The sequence below is a fragment of the Streptomyces sp. NPDC017940 genome (genome assembly GCF_044328435.1).
Taxonomy (GTDB): Bacteria; Actinomycetota; Actinomycetes; order Streptomycetales; family Streptomycetaceae; genus Streptomyces.
Genome location: NZ_JBIRHJ010000003.1, coordinates 104,195 through 122,108, shown reverse-complemented (window position 1 = coordinate 122,108; position 17,914 = coordinate 104,195). Strand labels below are relative to the sequence as shown.

General features: G+C 69.7%; 17 protein-coding genes. All 17 read left to right on the top strand.

The window, feature by feature from the left end; genetic code table 11:
- The first annotated feature begins 121 nt into the window (after window positions 1-121).
- The 17 genes from thrB to atpA all read left to right on the top strand — a co-directional run bounded on the left by thrB (window position 122) and on the right by atpA (window position 17,897).
- Entirely contained in the window at window positions 122-1,039 is a 918-nt protein-coding gene (thrB, locus tag ACH4DX_RS10635; RefSeq protein WP_398120605.1) for a homoserine kinase, read from the top strand.
- Window positions 1,040-1,423: 384 nt separating this feature from the next.
- Entirely contained in the window at window positions 1,424-3,505 is a 2,082-nt protein-coding gene (gene rho, locus ACH4DX_RS10630) for a transcription termination factor Rho (protein WP_398154831.1), read from the top strand.
- Between the two features lie 406 nt (window positions 3,506-3,911).
- Window positions 3,912-5,024 carry an LCP family protein gene (locus tag ACH4DX_RS10625; protein ID WP_398154830.1) on the top strand — a complete coding sequence of 371 codons (1,113 nt, stop codon included), beginning with the start codon at window positions 3,912-3,914 and terminating at the stop codon, window positions 5,022-5,024.
- 170 nt (window positions 5,025-5,194) lie between these two features.
- Complete coding sequence (gene rpmE, locus ACH4DX_RS10620; RefSeq protein WP_398120610.1) at window positions 5,195-5,419, top strand: 50S ribosomal protein L31; 225 nt, start codon at window positions 5,195-5,197, stop codon at window positions 5,417-5,419.
- A 100-nt stretch (window positions 5,420-5,519) separates the two neighbouring features.
- Window positions 5,520-6,596 carry a peptide chain release factor 1 gene (gene prfA / locus ACH4DX_RS10615; protein ID WP_398120611.1) on the top strand — a complete coding sequence of 359 codons (1,077 nt, stop codon included), beginning with the start codon at window positions 5,520-5,522 and terminating at the stop codon, window positions 6,594-6,596.
- A 39-nt stretch (window positions 6,597-6,635) separates the two neighbouring features.
- Window positions 6,636-7,481, top strand: a complete 846-nt coding sequence (prmC, locus tag ACH4DX_RS10610; RefSeq protein ID WP_398154829.1) for a peptide chain release factor N(5)-glutamine methyltransferase — start codon at window positions 6,636-6,638, stop codon at window positions 7,479-7,481.
- Window positions 7,482-7,555: 74 nt separating this feature from the next.
- Complete coding sequence (locus ACH4DX_RS10605; RefSeq protein WP_058849576.1) at window positions 7,556-8,203, top strand: L-threonylcarbamoyladenylate synthase; 648 nt, start codon at window positions 7,556-7,558, stop codon at window positions 8,201-8,203.
- A complete protein-coding gene (locus ACH4DX_RS10600) occupies window positions 8,200-8,895 on the top strand; it encodes a protein-tyrosine-phosphatase (RefSeq protein WP_398120614.1) in 696 nt (231 codons plus the stop codon). The genes ACH4DX_RS10605 and ACH4DX_RS10600 overlap by 4 nt, the downstream gene beginning before the upstream one ends.
- 272 nt (window positions 8,896-9,167) lie before the next feature.
- Window positions 9,168-10,442, top strand: coding sequence for a serine hydroxymethyltransferase (glyA, locus tag ACH4DX_RS10595; RefSeq protein ID WP_398154828.1), 1,275 nt, complete (start codon window positions 9,168-9,170; stop codon window positions 10,440-10,442).
- Window positions 10,443-10,544: 102 nt separating this feature from the next.
- Complete coding sequence (locus tag ACH4DX_RS10590) at window positions 10,545-11,894, top strand: MraY family glycosyltransferase (RefSeq protein ID WP_398154827.1); 1,350 nt, start codon at window positions 10,545-10,547, stop codon at window positions 11,892-11,894.
- Between the two features lie 179 nt (window positions 11,895-12,073).
- Window positions 12,074-12,448, top strand: a complete 375-nt coding sequence (locus ACH4DX_RS10585; protein WP_398154826.1) for a hypothetical protein — start codon at window positions 12,074-12,076, stop codon at window positions 12,446-12,448.
- Window positions 12,449-12,935: 487 nt separating this feature from the next.
- Window positions 12,936-13,397, top strand: coding sequence for a hypothetical protein (locus tag ACH4DX_RS10580; RefSeq protein ID WP_398154825.1), 462 nt, complete (start codon window positions 12,936-12,938; stop codon window positions 13,395-13,397).
- 276 nt (window positions 13,398-13,673) lie between these two features.
- Window positions 13,674-14,444 carry a F0F1 ATP synthase subunit A gene (atpB, locus tag ACH4DX_RS10575; RefSeq protein ID WP_398155242.1) on the top strand — a complete coding sequence of 257 codons (771 nt, stop codon included), beginning with the start codon at window positions 13,674-13,676 and terminating at the stop codon, window positions 14,442-14,444.
- Between the two features lie 68 nt (window positions 14,445-14,512).
- Window positions 14,513-14,758, top strand: a complete 246-nt coding sequence (atpE, locus tag ACH4DX_RS10570) for an ATP synthase F0 subunit C (RefSeq protein ID WP_016643250.1) — start codon at window positions 14,513-14,515, stop codon at window positions 14,756-14,758.
- 41 nt (window positions 14,759-14,799) lie between these two features.
- The gene (locus ACH4DX_RS10565) at window positions 14,800-15,348 is read left to right on the top strand and encodes a F0F1 ATP synthase subunit B (RefSeq protein ID WP_398154824.1); all 549 of its coding nucleotides are present in this window, start codon (window positions 14,800-14,802) and stop codon (window positions 15,346-15,348) included.
- Window positions 15,345-16,184 carry a F0F1 ATP synthase subunit delta gene (locus tag ACH4DX_RS10560; RefSeq protein ID WP_398120626.1) on the top strand — a complete coding sequence of 280 codons (840 nt, stop codon included), beginning with the start codon at window positions 15,345-15,347 and terminating at the stop codon, window positions 16,182-16,184. The genes ACH4DX_RS10565 and ACH4DX_RS10560 overlap by 4 nt, the downstream gene beginning before the upstream one ends.
- Window positions 16,185-16,304: 120 nt before the next feature.
- Window positions 16,305-17,897 carry a F0F1 ATP synthase subunit alpha gene (atpA, locus tag ACH4DX_RS10555; protein WP_398120628.1) on the top strand — a complete coding sequence of 531 codons (1,593 nt, stop codon included), beginning with the start codon at window positions 16,305-16,307 and terminating at the stop codon, window positions 17,895-17,897.
- Window positions 17,898-17,914: the final 17 nt, after the last annotated feature.

Below are 17,914 nucleotides of genomic sequence, written 5' to 3'. Positions count from 1 at the left end.
CGCCGCATATGCCACGGTGCCGCCCGCAGAGGCGGCCCCGGGGTGCTGTCCCTCGCCGGACGAGTGCCGGCCGAGGCGGCAACCCCTCCACACATCAGAACTCAAGGAGAGTCATCGAGCGATGGCCGGTCCCGCGTTCCGCGCCGCCGCCGTCAGGGTGCGCGTGCCCGCCACCAGCGCAAACCTGGGCCCGGGCTTCGACGCCCTCGGCCTGGCGCTGGGGCTCTACGACGACGTGGTGGTCCGCGTCTCCGACTCCGGGCTCGGTGTCGACATCGCCGGTGAGGGCAGCGAGACCCTGCCGCGCGACGAGTCGCATCTGCTCGTGAGGTCCCTGCGCACCGCCTTCGACCTGCTCGGCGGGCAGCCGCGCGGCCTGGAGATCGTCTGCGCCAACCGCATCCCGCACGGCCGCGGCCTCGGCTCCTCGTCCGCCGCCATCTGCGCCGGCATCATCGCCGCCCGCGCGGTGACCATAGGCGGCGACAGCAAGCTCGACGACACCGCGCTCCTGGAGCTGGCCACCGAGATCGAGGGCCACCCCGACAACGTCGCCGCCTGCCTGCTCGGCGGCTTCACGCTGTCCTGGATGGACGGCTCCGCCGCCCGCGCTATCAGGATGGAGCCCGCCGATTCCATCGTTCCGGTGGTTTTCGTACCCGGAAAGCCCGTGCTCACCGAAACCGCCCGCGGACTGCTGCCGCGCACCGTCCCGCACGTGGACGCGGCCGCCAACGCGGGCCGGGCGGCCCTGCTCGTCGAGGCCCTGACCAGGCGCCCCGAACTGCTGCTGCCCGCCACCGAGGACCGTCTGCACCAGGAGTACCGCGCCCCCGCCATGCCGGAGAGCGCCGCCCTGGTGGAGCGCCTGCGCGCCGACGGCGTGCCCGCGGTGATCTCCGGCGCGGGGCCCACGGTCCTCGCGCTGGCCGAGGACAGTGCGGCCGACAAGGTCGCACGACTGGCGGGAGAGGGCTGGGCGGCCAACCGCCTGGCGCTCGACGCCACCGGAGCGAGCGTGCTGCCGCTCGCGCCCTGAGGGGCGGTGCGGCACACGCGGTGTCCGGATTTGGAGAGGGGGAATGTTTGTTGGATCCGGTAGTGTTAACCTCAAGTCTGCACCCGACCTCACCATGGCGAGGTGCTTTGTGTCCCCGTCCGGGACATCCATCCTTCCGGGAGCCTCCAGAACAACTCTGTGCATCGCACTGAGCTGTGCCGAGCACGCTCCGGAACCGGCGTGACCGAGCCGAGTGACCACCGCACCTCAGTGGCCAGGCATCGGGTAATGCCACATCTGTGAATTCTTCCGCCGCGTTGGCGGACCACCGCCCCGGCCCGGTCCACACACCAAGGATCGCCGGACAGCACAACCGGTCGCCGAGCCAGACAGGCCGACGTCCGCTCCAGGGAAGGACCCTTCGTGAGCGACACCACCGATCTGATGGGCGTGACTGCCGACACGCCCGCCACGGACGCCTCCGCGGCGCCTGCCACCGGTGCTTCGGCCGGGTCCCGGCGGCGCCGCGGCACCGGCCTCGAGGGCATGGTGCTGGCGGAACTGCAACAGGTCGCATCGGGCCTCGGAATCAAGGGCACCGCGCGGATGCGCAAGAGCCAGCTGATCGAGGTCATCAAGGAGGCGCAGGCCACCGGCGGCGCCCCGGCCAAGAGCGCCCCTTCCGCCGCTGACGCCGAGGCCAAGCCGAAGCGCCGCGCCACCTCCAGGGCGCGCACCGGCGCCGCGGCCGCCGACGCCGACAGCACGGACAAGGCCGCCGCCAAGCCCGCCAAGGCCGAGGAGGCCCCGGCCGAGCAGCCCAAGGCCGCCCAGCAGCAGATCGACATCCCCGGCCAGCCCGCCCCCAAGCTCTCGGCCCCGCCGGAGCAGGGCGGCGCCGCCGCCGACGACAAGTCCGGCAGCCGTGGCCGGCGCCGCGTCACCGCCGAGGCCGGCAGCCCCGAGACCGTGACCGCCGAGGCCAGGTCCCAGGGCGACACCAAGGTCGCAGAGACCCGGACGGAGCAGTCCGAGGCCAAGGGCGACCGGGGCGACAAGGGCGACGCGGACGGCGGCGACGGCCGCCAGGGCCGCCGCGACCGCCAGGGCCGCGGCCGGGACCGCGAGCGTGACCGCCGCGGCAGCAAGGGCGACGACCAGCAGGGCGGCGGCAACCGCAAGGAGCAGGGCGGCCGCCAGGACCGTCAGGAACGCCAGGACCGGCAGCAGCGCGACAACGGCCCGCAGGACGACTTCGACGACGACGGCAGTGGCCGCCGCGGCCGTCGGGGCCGGTACCGCGACCGCCGCGGCCGTCGCGGCCGCGACGACTTCGCGGGCGAGCCGCAGGTGTCCGACGACGACGTCCTGATCCCCGTCGCGGGCATCCTCGACATCCTCGACAACTACGCGTTCATCCGTACGTCGGGCTACCTCCCGGGCCCGAACGACGTGTACGTCTCGCTCGCCCAGGTCCGCAAGAACGGCCTGCGCAAGGGCGACCACGTCACCGGCGCGGTGCGCCAGCCCAAGGACGGCGAGCGGCGCGAGAAGTTCAACGCCCTCGTCCGCCTGGACTCGCAGAACGGCATGGCGCCCGAATCCGGGCGCGGACGGCCGGAGTTCAACAAGCTGACGCCCCTCTACCCGCAGGACCGGCTCCGCCTGGAGACCGACCCGGGCGTGCTCACCACCCGCATCATCGACCTCGTCGCGCCGATCGGTAAGGGCCAGCGCGGTCTGATCGTGGCCCCGCCGAAGACCGGCAAGACCATGATCATGCAGGCGATCGCCAACGCGATCACCACCAACAACCCCGAGTGCCACCTGATGGTCGTCCTGGTCGACGAGCGTCCGGAAGAGGTCACCGACATGCAGCGGTCGGTGAAGGGCGAGGTCATCTCCTCGACCTTCGACCGTCCGGCCGAGGACCACACGACGGTCGCCGAGCTCGCCATCGAGCGTGCCAAGCGCCTGGTGGAGCTGGGCCACGACGTCGTCGTGCTGCTCGACTCCATCACCCGTCTCGGCCGTGCGTACAACCTCGCGGCCCCGGCGTCCGGGCGCATCCTGTCCGGTGGTGTCGACTCCACGGCCCTCTACCCGCCGAAGCGCTTCTTCGGTGCCGCGCGCAACATCGAGGACGGCGGCTCGCTGACCATCATGGCCACCGCGCTCGTCGACACCGGCTCGCGCATGGACGAGGTGATCTTCGAGGAGTTCAAGGGCACCGGCAACCTCGAACTCAAGCTGGACCGCAAGCTCTCCGACAAGCGGATCTTCCCGGCGGTGGACGTGGACTCGTCCAGCACCCGCAAAGAAGAGATCCTGCTCGGCAGCGACGAGCTGGCCATCACGTGGAAGCTGCGCCGGGTGCTGCACGCGCTCGACCAGCAGCAGGCCATCGAGCTCCTCCTGGACAAGATGAAGCAGACGAAGTCGAACGCCGAGTTCCTGCTCCAGATCCAGAAGACCACGCCGACGCCGGGCAACGGCAACGACTGATCTGGCGCCTGCGCCTTCTGCCGCGTGAACGCGAGGGGCCGGTCCCGTCACACGACGGGACCGGCCCCTTCCGTTTGCGCCCACGAGCTGGGCGGGGCACCGGGGCGGGACCAGGACCAGGACAGGGCCACAGGGCGGCGTCCGGGCCGGAGCAGCGGCGGTCGGGAGACCTTGACCACACGTACAAGAGATTCTCACGGTCACCCGCGGTAGCGCTGCCGCACATAAAAGCCCAGGTGGGGGGCCGAAAGCGCGAGAAGGACCGCACGCTCCGTAGCGGTCGGTACCCGGGGCGCACACAGGGTGCTATGCAACCCTTCTTTCGGATTTCACGTCTGACAGGTGACGGAAAGCCACGCCTGACCCTGAAGCAGGGGGTACCCGACCGACGAGGACTGAGGAGCGCATGACGGACGAGAGCAGAGCCGCCGACGCGCAGAAGCGCGGCAAGCGCGGCCGCCGTCGCAAGCCGCGCAGCAAGCGCAGAAAGGCGCTCGTCGTCACGGCCTGGACCGCGGCGGGCGTGGCCGTCCTGGGGGGCACCGGCCTCGGCTACGTCTACTTCAAGCTCAACGGCAACATCAAGGGCGTCGACATCAACGCCGCCCTCGGTACGGACCGTCCGGCGAACGTCGACAACGGCTCCCAGGACATCCTCGTCCTCGGCTCCGACTCGCGCTCCGGCAAGAACGCCAAGTACGGCAAGGACGAGGGCGCCGCCCGCTCCGACACGGCGATGATCGTGCACGTGTACAAGGGCCACAAGAAGGCCAGCGTGGTCTCCATACCCCGCGACACCCTCATCACCCGCCCCGAGTGCCCCGCCAAGGACGGCGGCACCGACCGGGGCGGACAGCGCCAGATGTTCAACACGGCGTACGAGGTGGGCGGCCCGGCCTGTGCCGTGAAGACCGTCGAGAAGATGTCCGGCATCCGCATGGACCACTACGTGGAAGTCGACTTCACGGGCTTCAAGAAGCTCATCGACACCCTCGGCGGTGTGGAAATCACCTCCAAGAAGGCCATCCACGACAAGGACAGCCACCTCGACCTGGAGGCCGGCACCCATCAGCTCTCCGGCGAGCAGGCCCTCGGCCTCGTCCGCACCCGGCACGGCGTCGGGGACGGCAGCGACCTCGGCCGCATCCAGCTCCAGCAGGCCTTCATCAAGGCCCTCATGGACCAGGTCAAGGACATCGACCTCTTCGGCAACCCGAAGAAGCTGTACGACCTCGCCGACTCCGCGACCAGTGCCATCACCACCGACTCCGACCTGGACTCGGTCAAGGACCTGTACGCCTTCGCGGGCGGCCTCAAGGGCATCGGCTCCGGCGACATGAAGATGGTCACGCTGCCCGTCCAGTACGACCCGGCCGACGTCAACCGCGTGCTGCCCCTGGAGAAGGCCGACCGGCAGGTCTGGGACGCCCTGCGCGAGGACAGGCCCATCCCGAAGTCCGCCACGGACAAGTCGGCGGGCGACAAGGGCACCGTCGGCGACGTCGTCACCAGCGACTGACCCGCTCGGCACCAGCGACCGACCCCCGCCGGGGCGGGCCGGGAATACTTCCGGTCCCACCCCGGTTTGGGCAGATGCGGCCAGTCCTGGCAGACTGGTACGTCGGCCCCGGTTCACGCATCCGCATCCCGCGCCTGCGACCCGGTGCCCTCCCGAAACTAGGAGACACCTTGAAGCGCGACATTCACCCCGAGTACGTCGAGACGCAGGTCAGCTGCACCTGTGGCGCGTCGTTCAGCACCCGCAGCACGATCACCGGCGGCAACATCCGCGCCGAGGTCTGCTCCGAGTGCCACCCGTTCTACACGGGCAAGCAGAAGATCCTCGACACCGGTGGCCGTGTGGCCCGCTTCGAGGCCCGCTTCGGCAAGGCTGCCGGCTCCGCCAAGAAGTAGCGAGCCACCTGCGCCGGTCTCCGGCCGCCCCGCACCGGGCGGCCGGGACCGGCGTTTGCCGTCCCGCAGCCCCTTCACGAAGACACCACAGGAGCCCCTGATGTTCGAGGCGGTCGAGGAACTGATCGGCGAGCACGCCGACCTGGAGAAGAAGCTCGCCGACCCTTCGGTCCACGCGGATCAGGCCAACGCGCGCAAGCTCAACAAGCGCTACGCCGAGCTGACGCCGATCGTCTCCACGTACCGCACCTTCAAGCGCCTGGGTGACGACATCGAGACCGCGCGTGAGTTCGCCGCGGACGATCCCGACTTCGCCGCCGAGGTCAAGGAGCTCGACAAGCAGCGCGACGAGGTCGTCGAGAAGCTGCGGCTGCTCCTCGTGCCGCGCGACCCGAGCGACGACAAGGACGTCATCCTCGAGGTCAAGGCCGGTGCGGGCGGCGACGAGTCCGCGCTGTTCGCCGGCGACCTGCTGCGCATGTACCTGCGCTACGCCGAGCGCGTCGGCTGGAAGACGGAGATCATCGACGCCACCGAGTCCGAGCTCGGCGGCTACAAGGACGTCCAGGTCGCCGTGAAGACCAAGGGCGGCCAGGGCGCCACCGAGCCAGGACAGGGCGTCTGGGCGCGCCTGAAGTACGAGGGCGGCGTGCACCGCGTGCAGCGGGTTCCGGCCACCGAGTCGCAGGGCCGCATCCACACCTCCGCCGCCGGTGTCCTGGTGACGCCGGAGGCCGAGGAGATCGACGTCGAGATCAACCCGAACGACCTGCGGATCGACGTCTACCGCTCATCGGGGCCCGGCGGGCAGTCCGTCAACACCACGGACTCCGCCGTCCGCATCACGCACGTGCCCACCGGCGTCGTCGCCTCCTGCCAGAACGAGAAGAGCCAGTTGCAGAACAAGGAGCAGGCGATGCGTATCCTGCGCTCCAGGCTGCTGGCCGCGGCGCAGGAGGAGGCGGAGAAGGAGGCGGCGGACGCCCGGCGCAGCCAGGTCCGCACCGTGGACCGCTCCGAGAAGATCCGTACGTACAACTTCCCGGAGAACCGCATCTCCGACCACCGCGTCGGCTTCAAGGCGTACAACTTGGACCAGGTGCTCGACGGTGATCTCGACGCGGTCATCCAGGCCTGCGTCGACGCGGACTCCGCAGCGAAGCTCGCCGCCGCCTGACGCCCCGCCCTTGTCCCGTACGACGCCCCGGAGGACAGCGTGAACCTGCTGCTCGCGGAAGTGGCCCAGGCCACCCAGCGGCTTGCCGACGCCGGCGTACCCTCGCCGCGCAACGACGCGGAGGAACTCGCCGCCTTCGTGCACGGCGTGAAGCGGGGCGAGCTGCACTCCGTCAAGGACACGGACTTCGACGCCCGCTACTGGGAGACGATCGCGCGCCGCGAGGCGCGTGAGCCGCTCCAGCACATCACCGGCCGCGCCTTCTTCCGCTATCTGGAGCTCCAGGTCGGCCCCGGCGTCTTCGTCCCGCGCCCGGAGACCGAGTCGGTCGTCGGCTGGGCCATAGACGCGGTCCGCGCGATGGACGTCGTCGAGCCGCTGATCGTCGACCTGTGCACCGGTTCGGGCGCCATCGCGCTCGCCATGGCCCAGGAGGTGCCGCGCTCGCGCGTGCACGCCGTGGAGCTGTCCGCGGACGCCATGAAGTGGACCCGCAAGAACGTCGAGGGGTCCCGGGTCGAGCTGCGCCAGGGCGACGCGCGCGAGGCGTTCCCCGAACTCGACGGCCAGGTCGACCTCGTCATCTCCAACCCCCCGTACATCCCGTTGACGGAATGGGAGTACGTTGCGCCGGAGGCCCGCGACTACGATCCCGAACTCGCCCTGTTCTCCGGCGAGGACGGCCTCGACCTGATCCGCGGCATCGAGCGCACCGCGCACCGGCTGCTGCGGCCCGGCGGTGTCGTGGTGGTGGAGCACGCGGACACCCAGGGCGGCCTGGTGCCGTGGATCTTCACCGAGGAGCGGGGCTGGGCGGACGCCGCGGACCACCCCGACCTGAACAACCGGCCGCGGTTCGCGACCGCCCGCAAGGCGCTGCCGTGACGACGGCGGCGACGAAGACGACGATGTACGTGATGTACGCCGACGAGACGTACGTGTACGAGGAGGCCCGCTAGATGGCACGGCGATACGACACCAACGACGCGACCGACCGTACGACCGGTCTGCGCGAGGCCGCGTCCGCCGTCCGCCGTGGCGAACTGGTCGTGCTGCCCACCGACACCGTGTACGGGATCGGCGCCGACGCGTTCAGCGCCGAGGCGGTCGCCGACCTGTTGGACGCCAAGGGCCGCGGCCGGTCCATGCCGACGCCCGTCCTCATCGGCTCCCCGAACACGCTGCACGGCCTCGTCACGGACTTCTCCGAGTCCGCCTGGGAGCTCGTGGACGCCTTCTGGCCCGGTGCTCTCACGCTGGTCGCCCGGCAGCAGCCCTCGCTCCAGTGGGACCTCGGCGACACCCGCGGCACGGTCGCCATCCGGATGCCGCTGCACCCGGTCGCCATCGAGCTCCTCACCGAGTTCGGGCCGATGGCCGTGTCCTCCGCCAACCTCACCGGGCACCCGGCGCCCGAGGACTGCGACGCCGCCCAGGAGATGCTCGGCGACTCCGTCTCCGTGTACCTGGACGGCGGGCCCACGCCCGGCATCGTGCCCTCCTCGATCGTCGACGTCACCGGCAAGGTCCCCGTGCTGCTCCGCGCGGGCGCTCTCGACGCCGACGAGCTCCGCAAGGTGGTACCCGACCTCGAGGTGGCCAATTGAGGGCCCCTGAGACGGGGCGTGGCATAGCGGGCCGCACCGAGCCCTCTGTGGTCTTCGGTGCCCCGGGCAGCGCCGGTGCCCCCGGCGGCTTCCGCATCCTCCACGTCAGCACCGGCAACGTCTGCCGCTCGCCGATCACCGAGCGGCTGACCCGGCACGCCCTCGCCGACCGGCTCGGCGATCCGCTCACCGGTGGGCTGATCGTGGAGAGCGCGGGCACCTGGGGGCACGAGGGCGCCCCCATGGAGACCAACGCCGAGACCGTGCTCGCCGACTTCGGCGCGGACGCCTCCGGCTTCGTCGGCCGTGAGCTCCTCGACGACCACGTCATCCGCGCCGACCTCGTCCTGACCGCGACGCGGGACCACCGGGCGCAGGTCATCTCCATGGGGCACTCCGCCGGGCTGCGCACCTTCACCCTGAAGGAGTTCACCCGTCTCGTCCGGGCCATAGACCCGGCCACCCTGCCCGACCCCGACGGGGCCGACGGCGTCGTCGAACGTGCCCGCGCCCTGGTGCGGGCCGCCGCCGCGTTGCGCGGGTGGCTGCTCGCCCCCAGCGCGGAGGCCGACGAGGTGTACGACCCCTACGGGGCGCCGCTGCCCTTCTTCCGCTCCGTCGGCGGCGAGATCCAGCAGGCGCTTGAGCCGGTGGTGACGGCGCTGACGGGGGTGCCGGCGGCCCGCGCGTAGCTCGCAAGCCGGGGCCCCCTTGTCGGCGCTCCGCGCCTCGTCCTCAAACGCCGGACGGGCTGATTACTTCGCCGGGACGGGTTGAGACTGAGCCGCACCCAAAGACGCTGCCGCACCGGCGAAGGTTTTCAGCCCGTCCGGCGTTTGAGGACGAGGCCGAAGGCCGATAACGGGGTCTGGGGCGAAGCCCCAGGATCGGGAAGGGGCGGGCTCGGGGACCCCGCGGTAGCGCCCACCGGGCAGCAAGCCCGCCCCCGACCTACATTGGAAGGATGACGACGGCCGAGGCAGAACGCGCCGCCGACCCGGCGGCGTACACCGCGCTGCGCCGCCAGGACCCCGAGCTGACCGACGTACTCCTCGGCGAACTCGCCCGCCAGTCGACGACCCTCCAGCTGATCGCCGCCGAGAACTTCACGTCCCGGACCGTCCTGTCGGCCCTAGGCTCCCCGCTGGCGAACAAGTACGCCGAGGGCTACCCGGGAGCCCGCCACCACGGCGGCTGCGAGCTGGTGGACGCGGCGGAGCGCATCGCCACGGACCGCGCCAGGGCCCTCTTCGGCGCCGACCACGCGAACGTGCAGCCCCACTCGGGCTCCTCCGCCGTCCTGGCGGCCTACGCGGCCCTGCTGCGCCCCGGGGACACGGTCCTGGCGACGGGGCTTCCGTACGGCGGCCACCTCACGCACGGCTCGCCCGCGAACTTCTCCGGCCGCTGGTTCGACTTCGTGGGGTACGGCCTCGACCCGGAGAGCGGCCTGATCGACTACGACCAGGTCGCGGCCCTGGCCCGGGCGCACCGCCCGAAGGCGATCGTGTGCGGTTCCATCGCCTACCCCCGCCACATCGACTACGCGGCGTTCCGGGCCGTCGCGGACGAGGTGGGGGCCTACCTCGTCGCGGACGCCGCCCACCCCATGGGCCTGGTCGCCGGGGGCGCCGCGCCCAGCCCCGTGCCGTACGCCGACATCGTGTGCGCCACCACCCACAAGGTCCTGCGCGGCCCCCGCGGGGGCATGCTCCTGTGCCGCGGGGAGCTCGCGGAACGGGTGGACCGGGCGGTCTTCCCGTTCACGCAGGGCGGCGCCCAGATGCACACGATCGCCGCCAAGGCGGTGTCCTTCGGCGAGGCGGCGACCCCGGCCTTCACGGCGTACGCGCATCAAGTCGTTGCCAACGCAAGGGTGTTGGCGCAGGCGCTCGCCGGCGAGGGCTTCGGTCTGAGCACCGGCGGCACCGACACCCATCTGATCCTCGCCGACCCCGCCCCGCACGGCGTACCGGCCCATGTCGCCCGCGGCCGCCTCGCCGCGGCGGGCCTGGTCGTGGACGCCTGCGCGCTGCCGGGCGCCGACGGCCGCGGGCTCAGGTTCGGGACGGCGGCCGTCACCACCCAGGGCATGCGGGAGGGTGAAATGGCGCGGATCGCCGCACTGTTCGCCGGGGCCGTCCGCGAGGAGGACAACGTCAGGGACGCGGTACGGGAACTGGCTGGCCGGTTTCCGCCGTATCCCACCGCGGGGACACCGGGCCCGGCGACGTCGTAGCGCGTCTGTGCAACGATCCTCGCTACCCAGGCGTCCCCAAGCTTATGCACGCGAAGCTAGGGTGTGGTGCTGAGATGGCCAGCGATACCTGTGGGGAAGCCCGTGCGTGAATATCTGCTGACGCTCTGCATCACGGCCGCGGTGACCTACCTGCTGACCGGCCCGGTGCGGAAGTTCGCGATCGTGGCCGGTGCCGTGCCGGAGATCCGCGCCCGCGACGTGCACCGGGAACCGACACCCCGGCTCGGCGGAATCGCGATGTTCTTCGGCCTGTGCGCGGGGCTCCTGGTCGCCGACCACCTGCCGAACCTCAATGAGGTCTTCACGAAGTCGAACGAGCCGCGCGCGCTGCTCTCCGGCGCCGCGCTGATCTGGCTCATCGGCGTCCTCGACGACAAGTTCGAGATCGACGCGCTGATCAAGCTCGGCGGCCAGATGATCGCCGCGGGCGTGATGGTCATGCAGGGTCTGACGATCCTGTGGCTGCCCATCCCGGGCGCGGGGACGGTGTCCCTGACCCAGTGGCAGGGCACGCTGCTCACCGTCGCCCTGGTGGTCATCACCATCAACGCGGTCAACTTCGTCGACGGCCTCGACGGCCTCGCGGCGGGCATGGTGTGCATCGCCGCCGCGGCGTTCTTCATGTACGCGTACCGGATCTGGTACGGGTACGGCATCGAGGCAGCGGCCCCCGCCACCCTCTTCGCCGCCATCCTGATGGGCATGTGCCTGGGCTTCCTGCCGCACAACATGCATCCGGCCCGGATCTTCATGGGCGACTCCGGGTCGATGCTCATCGGCCTGGTGCTCGCCGCCGGCGCCATTTCCATCACCGGGCAGGTCGACCCGGACGCGATGAAGCTGAACCTCGGCGGCACCCGCGACGCGACGCACGCGATGCTCCCCGTCTTCATCCCGCTGCTCATGCCGCTGACGATCATCGCGATCCCGTTCGCCGACCTGGTCCTCGCCATCGTGCGCCGCACCTGGAAGGGCCAGTCGCCGTTCGCCGCCGACCGCGGCCATCTGCACCACCGGCTGCTCGAAGTCGGCCACTCGCACAGCCGGGCCGTGCTGATCATGTACTTCTGGTCGGCCCTGATCGCCTTCGGCACCGTCGCGTACTCCGTGCACTCCACGAACATGTGGATCCTGCTCCTGATCGTCGCCCTCAGCGCCGTCGGGCTCGTGCTGCTCCTGCTGCCGCGCTTCACCCCGCGGACGCCCGGCTGGGCGGAGGGCTTCGTACCACCGCGCTACCGGCGCCGCCGTGCGGCTCTGGCTCAGGCGGCGGCCTCTGCCGACGCCGTCGCGGAGGTCATGCAGGAGGCACCCGAGGACCAGCCCGGGGAACCGGTGACGGCGAGCGCCCCGCGTGGGAGCGGCGCCACGGCCATGGGCGCCCGCACGCACCTCGCGGAGCGGGTTCCGACGGACCGTACGCGCGGCTGACACCCCCTCCGGATCATGTGCTGTTGCGGACAGACGCCCTGAGACTGGCGGGAAATCGCACCTCGGGCTGGCGTTTGCTGGTCTCGAGCGTATGTGCGTGCTAGAAACTCTCCGTTCAGTACGGCAGGGCGCGGATGACCACCGCGCCCGATGAACCGCACCGGATAAACGGAGGAAGCATGCGCAAGTTCGTAGGCTCCACGCTCGCTGTGGCAGCTCTGGTGGGGACACTTGGCTTCTCGGGCAGCGCCGCGGCTGCCACCCCGCAGAGCACTCAGAGCACTCAAGGCACGACAGCTACGACGGCTCCGCAGGACGCAGGGGACTTCGCCGCCGCGGCACCCCAGTGCGTCAAGGCGAAGAAGTGGTTCAACAAGCGCTTCAACCGCTATGTGAAGGTGAAGAACTCCTGCAACTACAAGGTCTGCTTCAAGGTGGATCTGCCCGCCTCGCGCGACCCCGAGTTCGCCATCGGCAAGAGGAAGACCGAGGATTTCCGCTACGGCGGGATCGCCTGGACCAAGGGCAGGAAGGTCTACCGGTCCTCCTGCTGACCGTAGTCGGAGCGCGGACCGCGTTCACCGAGTGAACCTCACGGCCTCACCTTCACCCCGAGCGGTGGAGGTGGGGCCGACGACGTTGACGGGCAGCACGACCCGATCCGATGCTCGGTCGAAGCCTTCGTGCCCACGCCTTGCCTGCTGGATCATGAGCAAGCGGGCCCACAGGAACCGGAGCAGGAGCCCCCACCTCGTCCGGGTCCATGACAAGCCACTGAAGTGCACGTCCGATGTGCCTGCAATAGCGGATAAATCAACCCACTGCGTGCACAGACGCGCGGATTAGCCCTCATGTGTGACGGCAAGCACACCCGACAGGTAAAGGACTCATCAAATAGTTTGTGATACCGTTCACGAGACCCGGGGACAGAGCCGAAGGACCGTAGTGCGACGGTCCTCTTGGCCCGAGGATCCCACTCGGTCCGGGTCTACGCTCGTCCATGACGACACCCTGCCCCCGTCTGTAAGCGGAGCTGCCGCCATGCCGTCTCAAGACACCCGAAATCTCCTGCAGTGCGCCGTGCCCACGGCTGCCGTCGGCGCGATCATCGCCATCGTCAGCGGCGTGGTCTCGGGCGGCAAGGGAGCGCTCGGCGCTGTCGTCGGCACGGCGGTGGTCGTGGCCTTCATGGGGCTCGGTGTGTACGTCCTCCAGCGAACGGCAAAATCGCTTCCGCAGCTGTTCCAGGCGATGGGCATGATGCTCTACGTCGCCCAGCTGCTGCTGCTTCTTCTCTTCATGGGTCTGTTCAAGGACACCACCCTGTTCAACCCCAGGGTTTTCGCGCTTGCGCTCGCCGTCTCGACCGTCGTGTGGATGGCGGCACAGGCCCGTGCACACATGAAGGCCAAGATCTTCTACGTCGACCCGGAGCCCGAACCTTCCTCCGCCTCCTCCTCCGAAAAGAGCGAGAAGGCGGAGAAGTCGGGGTCCTCGACGTGAGAGGTAGGGCCGGGATAAATGCACGTTCGAGATGCTGCTATCGTCCGGTGCCAACTGCGGCACTGCAGGCGCGGGCATCTGAGCTGACGCCTGCACCATCGCGAGGCTCGATGCCTGAACGCCGCTCACACTTCCGAAACACCAGTCCGGTGCCGACCCGCGGCCGCGCGCCGCGCCGACACGACAACGAGGTTGCCGTACCTATGCGTCACGCCGAAGGAGCCCGCGGTGAGTGCTGACCAAACTGAGCTCGCCTTTGACTGGAGCTGTCGGATCATGTCCGACAACGGCTGTGGCTTCCCGGCTCCGGGCCTGCACTCGTTCCTCTTCAAGCCGATCTTCGAGGTCGGTGGGTTCGAGTTCAACAAGGTGATGCTGCTCGCTCTGATCTCGACGGCGCTGGTGGTGACCTTCTTCTACGCCGCTTTCGGGAGGGCGAAGCTGGTCCCCGGCAAGCTGCAGATGATCGGTGAGGCCGGCTACGACTTCGTACGCCGCGGGATCGTCTACGAGACCATGGGCAAGAAGGACGGCGAGAAGTACGTCCCCCTGATGGTCTCCCTGTTCTTCTTCATCTGGATCATGAACATCTGGTCGGTGATCCCGCTGGCCCAGTTCCCAGTGTCGTCGGTCATCGCCTACCCGTTCGTGCTCGCGGGCATCGTCTACTTCGTCTGGGTGCCCCTGACGTTCAAGCGCCATGGTTTCGTCGGCGGCTGGAAGAACATCACCGGCTACGACAACTCGCTCGGCCCGATCAAGTGGCTCGTAGCGTTCATCGAGTTCTTCTCGAATCTGCTGGTGCGCCCGTTCACGCACGCGGTCCGGCTCTTCGCCAACATGTTCGCCGGTCACCTGATGCTGGTGATGTTCACCGTCGCCTCCTGGTACCTGCTGAACAGCTGGCTGATCCCGGCCGCCGGTGTCTCCTTCGTGATGACGATCGCCATGATCGGCTTCGAACTCTTCGTGCAGGCAGTCCAGGCGTACGTCTTCGTGCTCCTCGCCTGCTCGTACATCCAGGGCGCTCTCGCCGAGCACCACTGAGACCCTCCACCCCCTAAGCGCCCGGTGGCCAACCCCCACCGGTCCATGAAAGAGAAGGAAGTAACGGCATGTCCGCGACTCTCGAGCTCGCCGCCCTCCAGGGTGACATCAAGGCCCTCGGCTCCATCGGCTACGGCCTCGCGGCCATCGGCCCCGGCATCGGTGTTGGCATCGTCTTCGGCAAGGGCACCGAGGCTCTCGCCCGTCAGCCCGAAGCCGCCGGTCTGATCCGTGCCAACCAGATCCTCGGTTTCGCCTTCTGTGAGGCGCTCGCCCTCATCGGCATCGTCATGCCGTTCGTCTACGGCTCCTGATCGCCGAAGACGAATAGTCCCGTTCGACGAAAGGCACTGATGTGATCGCCAACCTGGTTCAGCTGGCGGCCGAGGAAGAGCAGAACCCGCTCATTCCCCCGGGCCCCGAGCTGCTCGTCGGCGCCATCGCCTTCGCCATCGTTTTCTTCTTCTTCTGGAAGAAGCTCATCCCGAACATCAACAAGGTTCTGGAAGAGCGCCGGGAGGCGATCGAAGGCGGTATCGAGAAGGCCGACGCCGCTCAGACCGAGGCCCAGAGCGTTCTGGAGCAGTACAAGGCTCAGCTCGCCGAGGCCCGCCACGAGGCCGCGCGGCTGCGCCAGGAGGCGCAGGAGCAGGGCGCCCAGCTCATCGCCGAGATGCGGGCCGAGGGCCAGCGTCAGCGCGAGGAGATCGTCGCCGCAGGCCACGCCCAGATCGAGGCCGACCGCAAGGCCGCCGCGCAGGCGCTGCGCCAGGACGTGGGCCAGCTGGCCACCGAACTGGCCGGCAAGCTGGTGGGTGAGTCCCTCGAGGAGCACGCCCGCCAGAGCCGCACGATCGACCGCTTCCTCGACGAGCTCGACGCGAAGGCAGAGGCGACTCGATGACGGCGCAGACGGCGCAGACGGCGCACGGAGCCAGCCGCGAGGCGCTGGCCGCCGCCCGTGAGCGTCTGGACGCGCTGACCGACAGCACCGCGGTCGACGCCGAGCGGCTGGCCGACGAGCTGGCCGCGGTCACCGCGCTGCTGCACCGCGAGGTCTCGCTGCGACGGGTCCTGACCGACCCGGCGCAGCCCGGCGAGGCCAAGGCGGAGCTGTCCGGGCGGCTGCTCGGCGGCAAGGTCGGCGGCGAAGCCGCGGACCTGGTGGCGGGCCTGGTGCGCTCCCGCTGGTCGCAGTCCCGCGACCTGGTGGACGCCCTGGAGGAGCTCACGGACCTCGCCGACCTGACCGCCGCGCAGAAGTCGGGCGCGCTGGACACCGTCGAGGACGAGCTGTTCCGGTTCGGCCGGATCGTGGCCGCGAACACCGGTCTGCGGGCGGCGCTCACCGACCGTGCCGCGTCCGGCACCGCCAAGAGCGAGCTGCTGCGCAGCCTGCTCGGCGGGCGTGCGGACGCCGCCACGGAGCGTCTGGTCACGCGTCTGGTGACCGCGCCCCGTGGACGTAGCCTGGAAGCGGGACTCGAGTCCCTCTCCAAGCTGGCCGCGGACCGCCGACAGCGCATGGTCGCGGTCGTCACCTCCGCTGTTCCGCTCGCGGACCAGCAGAAGGAGCGGCTCGGTGCGGCGCTCGCGAAGATCTACGGGCGTCGGATGCACCTGAACCTGGACGTGGACCCCGAGGTCCTCGGCGGGATCAGGGTGCAGGTGGGCGACGAGGTCATCAACGGCTCCATCGCGGACCGCATCGAGGACGCGCACCGCCGCATGGCGGGCTAGCAACGCAATATGCAGGACAACGGCCCTGGTTGGGCCGTGCAGAGGATGCAAAGTTTCTGGGGGGAGCCCCCAGATCCCCCAAAGAAACTTCGGGCCCAACAAGGAGAGCAGGGAACCCAGATGGCGGAGCTCACGATCCGGCCGGAGGAGATCCGGGACGCGCTGGAGAACTTTGTCCAGGCGTACAAGCCGGACGCGGCCTCGCGCGAGGAGGTCGGTACGGTCACCCTGGCCGGCGATGGCATCGCGAAGGTCGAGGGCCTGCCCTCGGCCATGGCCAACGAGCTGCTGAAGTTCGAGGACGGGACCCTTGGTCTCGCGCTGAACCTGGAAGAGCGCGAGATCGGTTCGATCATCCTCGGCGAGTTCAGCGGCATCGAGGAGGGCCAGTCGGTGCAGCGCACCGGCGAAGTCCTCTCGGTCGCGGTGGGCGAGGGCTACCTCGGCCGCGTCGTCGACCCGCTCGGCAACCCGATCGACGGCCTCGGCGAGATCGAGACGTCCGGCCGCCGCGCCCTCGAGTTGCAGGCTCCGGGCGTCATGGCCCGTAAGTCGGTGCACGAGCCGATGGAGACGGGCTACAAGGCCGTCGACGCCATGACCCCGATCGGCCGCGGCCAGCGTCAGCTGGTCATCGGCGACCGCCAGACCGGCAAGACCGCCCTGGCCGTCGACACGATCATCAACCAGCGCGACAACTGGCGCACCGGCGACCCGAAGAAGCAGGTTCGCTGCGTCTACGTCGCCATCGGTCAGAAGGGCTCGACCATCGCCTCCGTGCGTGGTGCCCTCGAAGAGGCCGGCGCCCTGGAGTACACGACCATCGTCGCCGCCCCGGCGTCCGACCCGGCCGGCTTCAAGTACCTGGCGCCGTACACCGGCTCGGCCATCGGCCAGCAGTGGATGTACGAGGGCAAGCACGTCCTCATCATCTTCGACGACCTCTCGAAGCAGGCCGACGCCTACCGCGCCGTGTCCCTGCTGCTCCGCCGCCCGCCGGGGCGCGAGGCCTACCCCGGTGACGTCTTCTACCTGCACTCCCGCCTCCTGGAGCGCTGCGCGAAGCTCTCCGACGAGATGGGCGCGGGCTCGATGACGGGTCTGCCGATCGTCGAGACGAAGGCCAACGACGTCTCGGCGTTCATCCCGACCAACGTCATCTCCATCACCGACGGCCAGTGCTTCCTGGAGTCGGACCTGTTCAACGCCGGACAGCGCCCCGCGCTGAACGTCGGTATCTCCGTGTCCCGAGTCGGTGGTTCCGCTCAGCACAAGGCGATGAAGCAGGTTTCCGGCCGTCTGCGCGTGGACCTCGCCCAGTTCCGTGAGCTGGAGGCGTTCGCCGCCTTCGGTTCCGACCTGGACGCCGCGTCGAAGGCGCAGCTCGAGCGCGGCCAGCGCATGGTCGAGCTGCTCAAGCAGGCGCAGTACCAGCCGATGTCGACCGAGGACCAGGTCGTCTCCGTCTGGGCCGGTACCACCGGCAAGATGGACGACGTACCGGTCGCCGACGTCCGCCGCTTCGAGCGTGAGCTGCTCGACTACCTGCACCGCAAGGAGCAGGGCCTGATGACCTCCATCAAGGAGGGCGGCAAGATGTCGGACGACACCCTCACGGCCGTCGCCGACGCCATCGCGGACTTCAAGAAGCAGTTCGAGACCTCGGACGGGAAGCTTCTCGGCGAGGACGCTCCTGCCGCTGCCGGCAAGTGACGACGGAAGGGACCTGA